The sequence below is a fragment of the Bradyrhizobium sp. USDA 4473 genome (assembly GCF_054063335.1).
In genome coordinates this window covers 525,754-539,987 of record NZ_JBSSGE010000001.1, presented here as the reverse complement: position 1 = coordinate 539,987, position 14,234 = coordinate 525,754, and the positions used below count along the sequence as shown (strand labels likewise).

Annotated in this window: 11 protein-coding genes and 1 pseudogene; 7 read left to right on the top strand and 5 right to left on the bottom strand. The window is 65.7% G+C overall.

Features of this window, described 5'->3' with window-relative positions; genetic code table 11:
• The first annotated feature begins 9 nt into the window (after positions 1-9).
• Positions 10-423, top strand: a complete 414-nt coding sequence (locus tag ACVW17_RS02600) for a DUF3052 domain-containing protein (protein ID WP_456796754.1) — start codon at positions 10-12, stop codon at positions 421-423.
• Between the two features lie 120 nt (positions 424-543).
• Positions 544-1,743 carry an ABC transporter substrate-binding protein gene (locus tag ACVW17_RS02595; RefSeq protein ID WP_456750324.1) on the top strand — a complete coding sequence of 400 codons (1,200 nt, stop codon included), beginning with the start codon at positions 544-546 and terminating at the stop codon, positions 1,741-1,743.
• 187 nt (positions 1,744-1,930) lie between these two features.
• Here the strand turns inward: ACVW17_RS02595 and ACVW17_RS02590 are convergent, their stop codons facing one another.
• Entirely contained in the window at positions 1,931-3,430 is a 1,500-nt protein-coding gene (locus ACVW17_RS02590; RefSeq protein WP_456750323.1) for a hypothetical protein, read from the bottom strand.
• Positions 3,431-3,830: 400 nt separating this feature from the next.
• On the opposite strand from ACVW17_RS02590, the gene ACVW17_RS02585 reads away from it, so the two are divergent.
• Both ACVW17_RS02585 and ACVW17_RS02580 read left to right on the top strand, forming a co-directional pair.
• Positions 3,831-4,505: a TetR/AcrR family transcriptional regulator gene (locus ACVW17_RS02585; RefSeq protein WP_456750322.1), complete on the top strand. Its 675-nt coding sequence runs from the start codon at positions 3,831-3,833 to the stop codon at positions 4,503-4,505.
• An 84-nt stretch (positions 4,506-4,589) separates the two neighbouring features.
• On the top strand, positions 4,590-5,018 hold the full coding sequence (locus ACVW17_RS02580) for an OsmC family protein (RefSeq protein ID WP_128971061.1): 429 nt from the start codon (positions 4,590-4,592) through the stop codon (positions 5,016-5,018).
• Between the two features lie 25 nt (positions 5,019-5,043).
• Here ACVW17_RS02580 and pyk read toward each other — a convergent pair whose 3' ends face one another.
• The gene (pyk, locus tag ACVW17_RS02575) at positions 5,044-6,480 is read right to left on the bottom strand and encodes a pyruvate kinase (RefSeq protein WP_456750321.1); all 1,437 of its coding nucleotides are present in this window, start codon (positions 6,478-6,480) and stop codon (positions 5,044-5,046) included.
• Positions 6,477-7,085 carry a DUF1036 domain-containing protein gene (locus ACVW17_RS02570; protein ID WP_456750320.1) on the bottom strand — a complete coding sequence of 203 codons (609 nt, stop codon included), beginning with the start codon at positions 7,083-7,085 and terminating at the stop codon, positions 6,477-6,479. The genes pyk and ACVW17_RS02570 overlap by 4 nt, the downstream gene beginning before the upstream one ends.
• Positions 7,086-7,282: 197 nt before the next feature.
• Here ACVW17_RS02570 and ACVW17_RS02565 point away from each other — a divergent pair, with 197 nt between their 5' ends.
• From ACVW17_RS02565 to ACVW17_RS02555, 3 genes and pseudogenes are all read left to right on the top strand, one after another.
• Positions 7,283-7,585 (top strand): DUF1244 domain-containing protein, encoded by a 303-nt coding sequence (locus tag ACVW17_RS02565; RefSeq protein ID WP_456750319.1) that lies wholly within the window; start codon positions 7,283-7,285, stop codon positions 7,583-7,585.
• Positions 7,586-7,855: 270 nt separating this feature from the next.
• Entirely contained in the window at positions 7,856-8,128 is a 273-nt protein-coding gene (locus ACVW17_RS02560; protein WP_212016808.1) for a DUF2312 domain-containing protein, read from the top strand.
• Positions 8,129-8,233: 105 nt separating this feature from the next.
• Positions 8,234-10,001: pseudogene (locus tag ACVW17_RS02555) on the top strand (adenylate/guanylate cyclase domain-containing protein).
• 30 nt (positions 10,002-10,031) lie between these two features.
• Here the strand turns inward: ACVW17_RS02555 and ACVW17_RS02550 are convergent.
• Positions 10,032-11,639, bottom strand: a complete 1,608-nt coding sequence (locus ACVW17_RS02550; RefSeq protein WP_456750317.1) for a DUF882 domain-containing protein — start codon at positions 11,637-11,639, stop codon at positions 10,032-10,034.
• Between the two features lie 264 nt (positions 11,640-11,903).
• Entirely contained in the window at positions 11,904-14,219 is a 2,316-nt protein-coding gene (locus ACVW17_RS02545; protein ID WP_456796753.1) for a L,D-transpeptidase scaffold domain-containing protein, read from the bottom strand.
• Positions 14,220-14,234: the final 15 nt, after the last annotated feature.

The window sequence follows — 14,234 nt, the reverse complement described above, 5'->3', positions numbered from 1 at the left end:
TCGCCAGCCATGGCCGGCTATTCCGGCAAACCGATTGTGCAAAAGCTCGGCCTCAAGCCGGGCTTTTGTATTTTTGTCGACGGCTTGTCCGTGCCCTATCGCGACATCGTCGGCGAGCTGCCCGCTGGCCTGACGATAGCGAACACCGCGGCGGCGCCGCTCGATGCCGTGCATGTGTTCTCCGCCGGGGCCAAGGGGCTTGCCGCCAAGCTGCGGCGCTACCGCAAGGCGATCGCGCCTGACGGCATGATCTGGGTGTCATGGCCGAAGAAGAGCTCAGGCGTCGCGACCGATCTCGACGACAGGGTCGTGCGCGAGGCCGGGCTCGCGTCCGGCCTGGTAGACATCAAGGTCTGCGCCGTCGATACGACGTGGTCGGGATTGAAATTCGTGATCCCCGTCAAGGAGCGCAGCAAGCGCTGAGATCGCCGCAGTGAATCTGCTTGGCCTCGATTGCGGCGTCGTGGCATCCTCGCGCCAAGCCGTCAAACGGCATCGCCGCGTCGTCCTGGACGCGCGGCAGAAAAAGGGGAGGGGAGGCCGATGCGCAAGGCAGTCGGCGCGCTTGGCGCCATTTCGTTCCTGCTGTTGCCCGCCGTTTCGTTCGCCGCCGAGATGCGCGGCGTCACATCGACCGAAATCAGGATCGGCCAGACCATGCCCTATAGCGGGCCGGTGTCGGCGTTCGGTGCGCTCGGCAAGGGCGAGGCCGGCTATTTCAGGATGCTGAACGAGCGCGGCGGCATTAACGGGCGCAAGATCAACTTCATCTCGCTCGACGATTCCTACGCGCCGCCGAAGACGGTGGAGCAGACCCGCCGTCTCGTCGAGAGCGACGAGGTCGCGCTGATCTTCTCCTCGATCGGCACCGCGCACAACACCGCGATCGCAAAGTACCTGCAGGCCAAGAACATCCCGCAACTGTTCCTGGCCTCCGGCGCCTCGAAATTCGGCGACATCGCGCAATTCCCGCAGGCGATCATGGGCGTGCAGGCGCCGTTCCGCTACGAGGCGCGGCTCTACGCGCGCTATGCGCTGGCGAAGAATCCGAACGCGAAATTTGCCGTGATCTCGCAGAACGACGATTACGGCCGCGACTATCTCGCGGGCCTCAAGGACGTGCTCGGCGAGAAATATGATTCCGTCGTCACCGTTGCGACCTACGAGATAGCGGACCCGACTATCGACTCGCAGATCGTCAAGCTGAAGGCGACCAATGCCGACGTCTTCGTGATCGCGGCGACGCCGAAATTCGCGGCGCAGTCGATCCGCAAGGCCTATGAGATCGGCTGGCGGCCGATGACCTTCCTGTCCAACACCGCGGTGTGGATTTCGACCGTGATGCAGCCGGCCGGTTTGGAAGCCGGCACCGGCATCATCTCGACGGCCTATGTGAAGGATCCGGACGATCCGGCCTGGAAGAACGATCCCGGCATGAAGGGCTGGCGCGACTTCATGACCAGATATTTGCCCGACGGCGATCAGCACGACACCAACTACGTCAACGCCTACAACAGCGCGATGGCGCTGGAGGCCGTGCTGAAGGCCTGCGGCGACGATCTCTCGACCGAGAACATCCTGCGGCAGGCGTTCGCGATCAAGCAGCTGGAGCTGCCGATGCTGCTGCCGGGCATCAGGGTCAATACCTCGCCGTCCGACCACGTGCCGGTCGACCAGATGCAGCTGATGCGCTTCAACGGCAAGACCTGGGACCGGTTCGGCGAGTTGCAGACGGGGAATTAGGTCGAGATCGATGGCACCTTGGGTGCGCGTTCCGCGCCTTAATCCGTCATCCTGAGGAGGCGCGAAGCGCCGTCTCGAAGGATCGACGGCCCGACTGGTGGCCGATACATCCTTCGAGGCTCGCTCCGCTCGCACCTCAGGATGACGGGACGAGTGGAGCTGCGATTCTTGCGCGGAATAGGATGGCCTACTTCGACCCCTCAGCCGTCGGCGCGGCGCCCGCCCTCTCATCCAATCGCACATGGATGACGGCAACGTCATCCTTGTAGAGCTGCTTCCAGCCCTTGAGGTGATCCAGCGCGTTGCCGGCCGGCGAGTCCGCGCTCAGCAGCGTAGCGTCGATGCGGTATTTGTCGAGCAGGGCCAGCAGCCGCCCGACGTCGCGGGCATCGAGCGCATCGTAATAGTCGAGCACGAATTGCTCGCCATAGAGCTCGGCGCGGCCGTCGATGAACACCTTCATGTCGCGGCTCACCATGTAGCCGCCGAACGGCGCGGTGCTGAACACGCGCTCTGCCTTGTGCTGCTGCAGCACGTCGACCGCGGCGACCGGCGAGAACATCGGCAGGAACTTGAACTGATGCTGCGCGACGAACATCGTCGTCGTCACCCACGCGCCGATCACCATCGCGACCGCAGCCAGGATCATGACGATTGGGAGGGAGCGGGTTTCCTCGAAGCGGGAGGTGGGAGCGCCTGCCGTTCCCCATTGTTCTGATATCGGCTTGGCGAGCACCAATGGCGCGATGAACGCGAACACCTCGATGTTGCGGACATGGCTCAGCGCCATCCAGATCAGTCCGAGCAGCAGCAGGATCCGGGGCACCGACAGCGTCAGCCTGCGATAGCAGATCAGGCCGATCAGGCCGAGCAGCGTGGCCTCGAAGAAGCTGGGCTTGCTGAAATCCGCGGGCTTCCATTCGCCGATCAGCGTCAGCAGCTTGCCGAGGCTGAGGATCTTGGTTGCGCCCAGCACGCTGTTCCAGCCATAGGGCGTCACACAGCTTGCGGCGAGCGCTGCGACGCCGAACAGTGCCCATCGCATGATGAGCTGACGGCGGCGGCTCGGCTCCGCATTCCAGATAGCCTCCAGTCCGATCGGTCCGATCAGCGCCAGGCCGAGAACGAAGCCGCCGTGCAGATTGGCCCACAGCGTCATTAGCGGCAGCAGCCACCATGACGGGAAGGTGCGGCGATCTGCGGCCACGAGCAGGCCGCCGATAAACGCCAGCAATACCGGCAGCGCCAGCATGTGCGGCCGCGCCAGGAAATGGATCGTCGACAACAATAGCGCCAGCGCCGCGATCAGCAATGCGCGCGCCGGATCGAAATACGGGCTCAGCAGATGCAGGAAGACCGCGACTGTCACGCCGATCGCGATCGAGGTCAGGATCACCGGCCCGGCCCAATCGCCGCCATACACGAGGGCGTAGGCCACCTGCGACAGCCACGAGCTCGAAATCCACGGCTCGCCGAAACGGGTGAATGAAAACACGTCCGACGTCGGCATCGCGCCGTGGTCGAGGATCCACTGACCGACCTTGATCTGCCACATCGTGTCGGTGTCGCGCAGCTGGATCTCGCCGGCCGAGAGATAGAACAGATAGGCGCCCACTGCAGCGCAGAGCGGCAGCAATCCGCGCGTCGCAGTGCGGCTGGTCACGCTGCTGGTGATGGAGAGTGACATGCGCTTTCTGGTTTCGGCCGGAGATATCAACGCCACGTGTGACGCTTCGCGCGCACTCGACCACGGCTTCCGATAAATTCGGGTAAATGCGGCCGCGATATCGCGGGGCCGCCGCGAGACCGGACGGCTCGACGTCGAGCGATCTGGTTAGCTGGCGATTCACCATCGCAAACCTGTCGTCCGGCCCCGGCCGACCGGCGCTTGCTCGGGCCTCGGCGCCCTGGCTCAATCGGAGGTGGAACAGGGGCGTCGCAAATTCCTTACAATTCCAGCTTGTCATTCGGCCTGAATAGTTGTTCACTTCTTCAGGCGATTGCGGGATCAATCGTACAAAACATTGAAGTCGCGTGTGTTCTGCCGGTGGGCGCCGGCCGGGACGCACGATGGGGGACGGAACGCCATGGTCTATCGGCGAACTCATCAGGTTGTGAAACGGCTGGCTGCCCGACGCAGCGCCATCCTGTCGGCTGCGCGTGACGCGGCGGCGGCGGGCGGCATGGCGGCGGTCCAGATCGCACCGGTCGCGGTGCGGGCCAATGTCGCGGCTGGCACCGTCTATCGCTACTTCCCGTCCAAGGCCGAGCTGATCTCGGAACTGATCACGGAAGTCTCGCGCGACGAATTGACGGCGATCCGGCGCGCCGCCGATGCCGCGCCGGGGCCGTCGTCGGCGCTGGCCGCCGCGGTGACGACGATTGCCGTCCACGTGCTGTCGCAGCGCAAGCTCGCCTGGGGCATCCTGGCCGAGCCTGTCGATGTCGACGTCACCGCCTCGCGCCTTGCCAGCCGCCGCGACATCTCCGGCGAGCTTGCCAGCCGCATCGATGCCGCCGTGCGCGCCGGTCATCTGCCGGCGCAGGATACCGCGCTTGCCGCCACCGCCTTGCTCGGCGCGCTGCATGAGGCGCTGGTCGGCCCGCTGGCACCAAGCAATCTCGACGACCCGATCAAGCTGCGCGATGCGGTGCAGACCGTGACGCTGCTCGCATTGCGCGCGGTCGGCGTGATGGACGCGCGTGCCCGCGGCCTCGTGGTGCAGGCGACTACGCCAGCAAAGGCGCTGGTCGGCGCTTAGCGGTCGAGCGCGCGGCGAACGCTTCCGTCGCATTGGCGTTGTAGCTTTGCGGGCTGGGTTCAACCCATCTCAGGGAGCTACAACATGACGACGACCCATGGCTCGGCCAAATGGCAGGGCGGCATCAAGGATGGCAAGGGCGCGATCTCGACCAAGAGCGGCGCGCTTGCGGATTATCCCTATGGCTTTGCCAGCCGCTTCGAGGGCAAGCCTGGCTCAAATCCCGAAGAGCTGATCGGCGCGGCGCATGCCGCCTGCTTCACGATGGCGCTGTCGCTGATCCTCGGCGAAGCCAAGCTCACCGCCGAACACATGGAGACCAAGGCCGACGTGACGCTGGAGAAGGTCGCCGACGGCTTTGCGATCACCGCGGTGCACCTGACGCTGTCGGCGAAGATCCCGGGCGCCGACAATGCCGCGTTCCAGGAACTGGCGGGCAAGGCCAAGGCCGGATGCCCGGTGTCGAAATTGCTCAACACCAAGATCACGCTCGACGCGTCGTTGCAGGGCTGATCGCCTGAGCCGGATGGCCTGATCGTCAGGCCTGCGCGTCGCCGTTCGGGCCGACCGAGGCGATGCGCAGCATGTTGGTGGTGCCGGGCGCGCGCAGCGGCACGCCGGCGACGATGATGACGCGCTGGCCGGCCCTGGCGAAGCCGTCGCGGAAGGCAATCGAGCCGGCGCGGTCGACCATGTCGTCGAGATCGTGCGCGTCCTCGGCGACCACGCAATGCACGCCCCACACGACGGCCAGCTTGCGACCGGTGACGAGGTTCGGCGTGATCGCGACCACCGGCACCTTCGGGCGCTCGCGCGCCACCCGGATCGCGGTCGAACCCGACGACGTCCAGCAGATGATCGCCGACAGGTCCAGCGTCTCGGCGATCTGCCGCGCGGCATCGGCGATGGCGTCGCCCACCGTCGGCTCCGGATCGGCGCGCTGCGCGTTGAGCACGCCGCGATAGGTCGGGTCGCGCTCCACTTCCTCGCCGATGCGATTCATGGTCGAGACCGCTTCCACGGGGAATTTGCCGGCAGCGGATTCCGCCGACAGCATAATGGCATCGGCGCCTTCGTACACGGCGGTGGCGACGTCGGAGACTTCGGCACGGGTCGGCACCGGGGCCTGGATCATCGACTCCAGCATCTGGGTCGCGACCACCACCGGCTTGCCGGCGCGGCGCGCCATTCTGGTCATCTGCTTCTGCAGGCTCGGCACCCGCTCCAGCGGCAGCTCGACGCCGAGATCGCCGCGCGCCACCATCAGCGCATCCGATGCTTCGATGATGTCGGCGAGGCGGTCGATCGCCTGCGGCTTCTCGATCTTGGCCATCACGGCGGCGCGGCCGCGGATCATCTTCTTGGCCTCGAGCACGTCCTCGGCCCGCTGCACAAAGGACAGCGCAACCCAGTCGATCCCCTCGGGCAGCGCGGCTTCGAGATCGGCGCGGTCCTTCGGGGTCATCGCCGAGACCGGCAGGTCGGTGTCGGGCAGGCTGACGCCCTTGCGGTCCGACATCTTGCCGCCGATCACCACGCGCGTCACCGCGCGGTCGGGCGAGGTCTCCTCGGCGATCAGCCGCACCTTGCCGTCGTCGAGCAGCAGCGCGTGGCCGGGCCGCAGCGCCGCGAGGATCTCCGGATGCGGAAGCTGGACGCGGCTGTTGTCGCCGGGCGTCTTGTCGGAATCCAGAGTGAAGCTCTGGCCGTTCTTGAGCTGGGTCGAGCCCTCGGCGAAGGCGCCGAGCCGCAGCTTCGGGCCCTGCAGGTCGACCAGGATGCCGATCGGCCGGCCGTAGCTCGATTCGACATTGCGGATGGTCTTGACCAGCTCCCGCATCTTGTCATGCGGGGTATGGCTCATGTTGATGCGGAACACGTCGGCGCCCGCCTCGAACAGCTTGCGGATCATCGCGCTGTCTGAGGAGGCCGGGCCGAGCGTTGCGAGGATCTTGATTCGGCGCAGTCGTCTCATGGTTTGTTTCCGGGCGTTGCGGCTGGCGGCAGACCAGACGCGCCCGGAGGCGCTGCGCCCGGCGGCGGGTTGGGCAGGCCCGGCATCGCGCCGGGGCTTCCCGGGGCCACGCCGCCCGGCATTCCCGGTACTTTCTGCGGCTGTTGTTCGTTGGCTTCGGTCAGTTGGACGGTCCATGCACGCTGCTCGCCGGTGTCGACCTCGAAGAAGCCGGTGCGGTCAAAACCGCGGGCTAGGCAATTCTCGGTACCCTTGATGGTGAATTCCTTGTCGCGCGAGCACATGAAGGCCTGGCCGGACCATTCGCCGCCGCGATCGTAGTCAAGAGCGTAGATGTAGTAGTAGCGCGCGACAAGGTTGCCGCGCAGCAGGGTCTCGCAGGTCCGCGACGACACGTTCCACCAGCCTTCGGTGGTCCAGCCCTCGGCGTCCTTGTAGCCGAGCGCGATCCCGACCCGGCTCGAGGTATTGTTGCAGAGCCGGAAATCGGCCGCGGCCGGGCTCGTCCACAGGCATGCCGCGACGAGCGTCAGCACCGGCAGGAGGCCGGCGAGCGTCAGTCGGATGGCGCGGGGAGCTGAGGCGAGAGAATCTATTGGGCTCATGCGGCGAGGCTATATCAAATCATTGACGATTTCGCGTGCCCGGCAGGCACTGTCAACGGGCGGGCGCCCGTCTCCCACGCTGGGGGACCGTGGCAAGTATGGCCTGACAGGCCCGTATTGCGCGCGGATATGGCAAAATCTGTGACAATTCCCACCTGATATCAATATGGTGAACGCCATTCACCGGGATCACGATCATGAGCATTGACGACAAAACCAGAACAGAACTAGAGGCCGCGGTGTTCCGGCGGCTCGTCGATCATCTGCGCAACCGGACCGATGTGCAGAACATCGACCTGATGAACTTGGCCGGCTTCTGCCGCAATTGCCTGTCCAATTGGATGAAGGAAGAGGCCGACGCCAAGGGTGTTGCGGTGAGCAAGGACGAGAGCCGCGAGGCGGTCTACGGCATGCCCTACGAGGAATGGAAGGCCAGATATCAGGGCAGCGCCACACCGGAGCAGCTTGCGACGATGAAGAAGGCCCAAGGCGGGCATTAGCCGACGGTGTCGTTCCGGGATGGTGCGCTAGCACCAGACCCGGAATCTCGAGATTCTCGGTGCGCAACTGCGCACCTGAGGGTTCGATGCTGCCGCATCGCCCCGCAATGACAATTGTTCCGTGGTCGCCCGCATCTCCTGTGGGCGCGCTGTGGATGAGCGCGATGTTTCCTTGACGGAACGCGCGCCAAAATCGAGGGTCGCCCGCAGCAAGCGGTGCGCGTGGCGCGTATTCGCGCGACCTTTCAAATGCCATTTCAGGAGTACGCGATGGCCACCGCATCTGCCGCCGTTCAGGACGAGCCCGCAACGCGTTTTGCCAAGGACCAGCTCAGGTCCATCATCGAGCGCATCGAGCGGCTGGAAGAAGAAAAGAAGACCATCTCGGACGACATCCGCGACGTCTATGCGGAGGCCAAGGGCAACGGCTTCGACGTCAAGGCGCTGCGCACCATCGTGCGCCTGCGCAAGCAGGATGCCAATGAGCGCCAGGAGCAGGAAACCATCCTGGAGACCTATATGCAGGCGCTCGGGATGCTCTGAGGCCGGCAGGCGGCCCAAGCTACCCCTTCCGGGCCGCTGTCGAGGCTTGGGTGACATCGCGGGATTTGCTAGACTGCGCGCGAGGTACCCAGGCAGATCGTTGACATGGACGTGCCAGGACCAGAGCGCCGGCTCGCTGCGGTCCTCGCCGCCGACATGGTCGGCTTTAGCCGCCTCATGGAGGCTGACGAGACGGGCACCCTTGCGCGTCTGAAGACCCATCGGATCGAGCTGATCGATCCGGCCATTTCCAAAAATCGCGGCCGCATCATCAAGACCACGGGCGACGGCTTGCTGGTCGAATTCCACAGCGTCGTCGACGCGGTGCTGTGCGCGGCCGAGGTGCAGCGCCGGATGGCCAAGCGCAACGCCGATGTCGCGCCGCCGCGGTGGATGCAGTTTCGCATCGGCATCAATCTCGGCGATGTGATCGTCGACGGCGCCGATATCTTCGGCGACGGCGTCAATGTCGCCTCCCGCCTGGAGACGTTGGCCGAACCCGGCGGCATCTGCATTTCCGGCGCGGTCCGCGATCAGGTCGGCGATCGCCTCGAAGACCTCAGCTTCGAGGATCTCGGCGATCAGACCGTCAAGAACATTGCGCGCCCGATCCGGGTCTTCCGCATCCACCTCGGAACGGAGCCCGGCAGCGCTTTCGAGCCGGTGAAGAGCGCAACAGCGACCTCCGTCGTCGCCAAGAAGCCTTCGATCGCGGTGCTGCCGCTCGCCAACATGAGCGGCGATCCCGAGCAGGAGTTCTTCGCCGACGGTCTTACCGAGGACATCATCACCGAGCTGTCCCGCTTCCACGATCTGCTGGTGATCTCGCGCAACTCGACCTTCGTGTACAAGGGCAAGGCCGTGAAGGTGCAGGACGTCGCGAAGGAATTCGCGGTCGACTACGTGCTGGAGGGCAGCGTGCGCAAGGCCGGCGGCCGGATCCGGGTCACGGTGCAGCTGATCGATGCCGAGGCCGACCGGCACGTCTGGGCCGAGCGCTATGACCGCGAGCTTGCCGATATCTTCGCGATCCAGGACGAGATGACACGCGCGATCGTGGCGATCTTGCCGGGGCGGGTCGAGGCCGCCGCGCATGACCGCGTCAAGCGCAAGCCGACCGACAACATGGCCGCCTATGAGTGCGTGCTCGCCGCCAAGGTGCTGCATCACCGCTCGGCCCGGGACGACAATATGGAGGCGCAGCGGTTGCTGGAGCGCGCCATCGTGCTCGATCCCAACTATGCCCACGCCCACGCCTGGCGCGCCTGCGTGCTCGGGCAGACCTGGGTCTACAATTGGTGCGAAGACCGCGACGCGACCTTCGCGCAGGTGGCCGGCGAGCTCGAGATCGCCGCTCAAGCTCGATGACAATGACAGCGACGTGCACCGGATCCTCGCCGCGCTGAACCTCAACCGCGACGACCATGACAAGGCAACGTTCCATCAGGAGCGCGCGCTCGCGCTCAATCCGAACTACGACCTCGTCGTCGTGCAGCAGGGCGAGTTGCTGACCTGGCTCGGGCGGCCGGAGGAGGGCATCGACTGGATCAAGCGGGCGATGCGGCTCAATCCGTTCCATCCGGAGCGGTTCTGGAGCCATCTCGGCCGGGCCTGCTATTGCGCCGAGAAGTACGCCGACGCCGCCGAGGCGTTCTCGCGGATCACGCGGCCCGATCACACCCACCACGCCTTCCTGGCGGCGACCCTCGCGCAGATGGGCAATTCGGTTGCGGCCTCGGCGCATGCCGCCGAGGTGCTGAAGCGCGAGCCGACTTTCTCGGTCGCCGCGCATCTTTCAACCCAGCACTACAAACGCGAGCCCGACCGGGCGCGCTACGAGGCCGGCCTGCTCAAGGCAGGGCTGCCGGCCTGACCGGCTTGATCAAGGGCGTTTCCGGAAAAGTCAGCGCAGCGAGGCGGTGCGCAGCACGAAGGACTGGGTCGTCAGGAGCGCGGTGGCCGAGCCCGAGAACCGGTCGCAGGTCATGCCCATCATCGGATCTTCCGAGAAAGTCATGGTGACGGAGGCCTGCGGCTTCACGAAGTGAGTCCGCATCGCGCTCATGTCGGTGTCGCCGAGCACCGTGGTCAGCATGCCGGTGCTGGCGCTCGGCGCCAGCATCACGACGCGCATCCAGATGTCGTTGCCCTTGGCGGCCGAGATGCGCGCCGACGTGGTGATCACGCCCGGTGTGCCCTTGGCAACGACGGTGTTGATTTCGGTGGCCGGCGCCGCCGCGTTGCGGGTCGGGCGCACATTGCGCGGGATCGGCGCCGTTGCCGCGACGATGTTGGCGCGATCCACCGGCGAGGACACAGCCGGCGCATAGGCCAGCGCCTTGTTGAAGTTCTCGCTCGCGCTGGCGGTGGTCTGCGGATCGGCAGTGCCGCCAACCGCTTCACGAGCCTTCAGTGCGGCGATCTGCGCGTCCGACGCCTGTTTCGGCGCGGCATCGTCACCCCAGAAGCCGCGGGCATTGATGATATCGGCGGGCGATTGCGGCGCGGTGTTCTCGGCGGTCTGAACCACCTGCACGGCCGGCTTGGCCTTCGGCATCGGGACGATCTGCGCGTCGGCGGCGGCGAGCTGGATCGCGGCGGCGAACTGCTGCGGCTTGGCGCGCGGCAGCGGAATCGGATCGGCGGATTTGGTGTCGGCAGGTTTGGCGGGTGCTGCGGCGGCAACCACGGTATTGGCGGTGGGCTTGTCGTTCACGGCAGCCCCGCCCTCGTCTTCATCGTCGCCCGACTTGCCCGCGCCGAACAGCTTCGCGAACAGGGTCGGCTTGCTGATTGTGGCCGCATCGTCGCCATTGCCGCGGCGCTCAATGTCGGCCTTGGCGAGTTCATAGCCCTTCAGCGGCGTGCCGTCGGTCGGGATATGGACGGTGCGGCCGTCAGGGAACACCTTGACCAGCTGATCGTGGGTCATGCGCGGCCAGTGGCGAATGCCGCCGGTGTCGAGATGCACGAACGGCGAGCCGGAGGTCGGATAGAAGCCGACGCCGCCGCGCTGCAGGCGCAGGCCGGCGTAGCGGATCTGCTCCAGCGGAACGCCCGGAATGAAGAAGTCCATCGCATGCCCCAGCATGTGCTGGCTGTGGCGCGCAACGCCTGAGGAGCGGCGCCGGAGCATGGCATTGGTGGCGGGGGCGCGATAGGCGGAGACGATCTGGATCGGCTGCTTGCCGCCGACGTCGTTGTAGACCTCCCAGAGGATATCGAAGAGGTGACGGTCCATCACCGTCTCGTCCTGGGAGCGCCAGTCGCGCAGGAAATGATTGAGCTGCTTCAGCGCGGCTTCGTCGTAACGGCCGTCGCGCTTGAAGGTGATGGTGAGGTCTTCGTTGGAGTGGGTGTGGTGGAACGAGAGGGTGCGGGTCTGGTTCAGGGCCGTCGCATCGTGCACGGATCCGGCGCCCGCCAACAGCAACAGCGCGGTCAGGCCGACTTGGTACCCGGCCTTAGGCAGCGATAGCGGATTGTAGCGGCGTGCGAAAACAGCCAGCACTATGAGCCCACCCAGTCGACGAGCGTTCGGTCGGCATCTTCGCAGACCCCCTGCGGAAGACGGTGAACGCTTTCTTAAAGCGGGAGGGTTAACCGAGGTTTACCGACCCGCCCCCAAGTTAGGCTTAACTAACTGGGGGAGTGTGGCAAAAGATAGCCCTGCTCCCCGGCGGGCACCGGAAATGGTTAACGTAAACGATCTCGCTTTTTGGGCGAGATCGTTGATTTTGCTTCAAAATTTAGGCCAATCGGGCGAAGAGGCAGATCAGCGGGTGATCACCCGGCGCTGCTGCTGGGCCTGGCCGCGGCGGGCCGGCTGCGGCTCCGGCTGTCCGAATCCTCCGAACAGGCGCTCGAAGAAATTCGGTCCGGACGAACCAAAGCCGCTGTTGTCGCCGGCGACATTGACGCCTGCGGGCAGGCTGCTGCTCGGCGGGCGCGAATAGCTCGGCTGGGCGTGCGCCACCACCGTTTCGAGATCCTTGCCGCGGCTGTTCTTGAGCAGCGAGAGCATGGTGGCGTCGCGGCCGTAGATGTCCCTGCGGATTTGCAGCTTGCCGGCATCATCGACGAACGCGGTCTGGTAGGTGATGTTGACCGGGATCGGCGTCGGGAATTTCAGATCGACTTCGGTCGAGCCGTACATGCTGCGGATCCGCTCCGGCGTGTAATGCTGGTTCGGCTCGGTGATGTTGAGCAGCACGGACGCGTACTGATCCGGATTCTGCACGCGCATGCAGCCGTGGCTGTAGGCGCGCTCTTCCTTCGCGAACAAATACTTGTCCGGCGTGTCGTGCTGATAGACCAGGAACTTGTTCGGGAAGTTGAAGCGGATGCGGCCGAGCGCGTTGGCTTCACCGGGCGGCTGCGAGATATGGATCGAGCCGTCGCGGTTGCGCTCGAGCTTGAGGCCCATACGCTGCAACACCGTCGGATCCTGCTGCAAGGCCGGCAGATACTCGTTGTAGATGATCGACGGCGGCACGTTCCAGGTCGGGTTGACCGTGATGTATTTCATCGTCTCGGTCAAAAGCGGCGTGGCATGCTGGCCGGGCTTGCCGGTGACGACACGCGTGGTCCAGACCTGCGCGCCGTTCTGCATCACCTTCAGCGTGTAGTCGGGGATGTTGAGGATCACATAGGCGTTGCCGACACTGGCCGCGCCGAGTTGGCGCGGCAGCCAGCGCCAGCGTTCCATGTTGACGAGCACGGTATCGATCTGGCGATCGCGCTTGGGATTGTTCAGCGCCTTGACCGTGCGCTCGTCGAGCACACCAGTCGGCTTGAGGTCGACGCTGCTCTGGAATTTCTCGACGGCGCGCGCAACCGTCGCATCATACTTGGTGCTGTTGGCATCCTCGGTGATGCCGAGCTTGTTGCGCAGGTCCGGCACCCGCGGATCGTCCATCTCGACCGCGGCCTGCTTCTTGCGCGCCGGCACGTATTTCAACGTCGGGCCGTCGGCGATCGTGATAACAGGGCCGTCGCCCTGGCCGCGCAGCTCGGCGAGCTTCTTCTTCAGCTCCTTGTAGAGCTTCTGCGGCGGGTTGTAGCCGTCGAGCGCGGCCGAGGCGTCCTTGGCGGAGGTCACGTTCGCGAACACTTCCGCCGGATCGGTCGGATGCTCCGGATACAGGATGTCGGCCGACACCTGCGACCAGTGCATGCGACCGCTCTGCGCCTGGCGCGCATAGTCCAGCATGCTGGCGGCAAGCTTCAGCTCGGCATCCGCCAGCGCGTCCGGCGTGGTCGCCGCGGCGAAATCCGGCACCGGATAGTCTGATGCATCGAGGCCGTCGGCGGCGGCATCCTTCAGGCGGGCGATGACGCCCTTGCCGGTGTCGGTGAGCTTGCCGGCCTTGGTGAACACGGGCGCGTAGTCGCGCGCCGAATAGAACTTCTCGGCAGCGGCGCGCTCGTTCTTGCGGTCGAAGGTCCGCAGCGTCTTGCTGGCGAGTTGCTCGCGCAGCCTATCGGCGACCGGCTGATCTTCGGAGGCGACATTGCTCGCGGCCTTCGCGGGCTCGGCAGCCGGAGCTGCGGCCGTCGCGGGCGCAGGAGCTGCGGCGGGCGCGGTGGCCGTTGCCGGCGCCGGGCTCGCGGACGGCGCGGTTGCGGTGGCCGGCGCGGGCGGAGTTGCAGATGGCGCGACCGCGGTGTCGGCCTTCGGTGCGTCCGCCTTCGTCGCGTCAGCAGGCTTCGTCGCGACATCGGCGGGCTTCGGTTCGACGGCCTTCGCCGTGGCCGACTCCGCCGGCTTTGCATCGGCAGGCTTTGTATCGGCTGGCTTTGTATCGGCGGGCTTGGCCTCGGTGGCCTGCACGTCGGAGGGCTTCACGTCGGCCGGTTTGGCGGCGTCGGGCAGCGCGGCGGTGGTGTCGGCCTTGAAATCGCTCGCGGTGGGCGGTGGGACATTGGCGGGCTCGGGACGGGGGATCGCGGCGTCGATCGCGAGTTCCGAGGTGCTGGAGCGGGGCGTGTCCTGCGCGAAGGCCGAGGTCGCGGACACCGTGAGGAAGGTTGCCGCGACGGCCGTCAATACGCGGTCAAATCCCCGACGGTTGTTCGAACAGTCACGCATTGTCACACCCCCTGG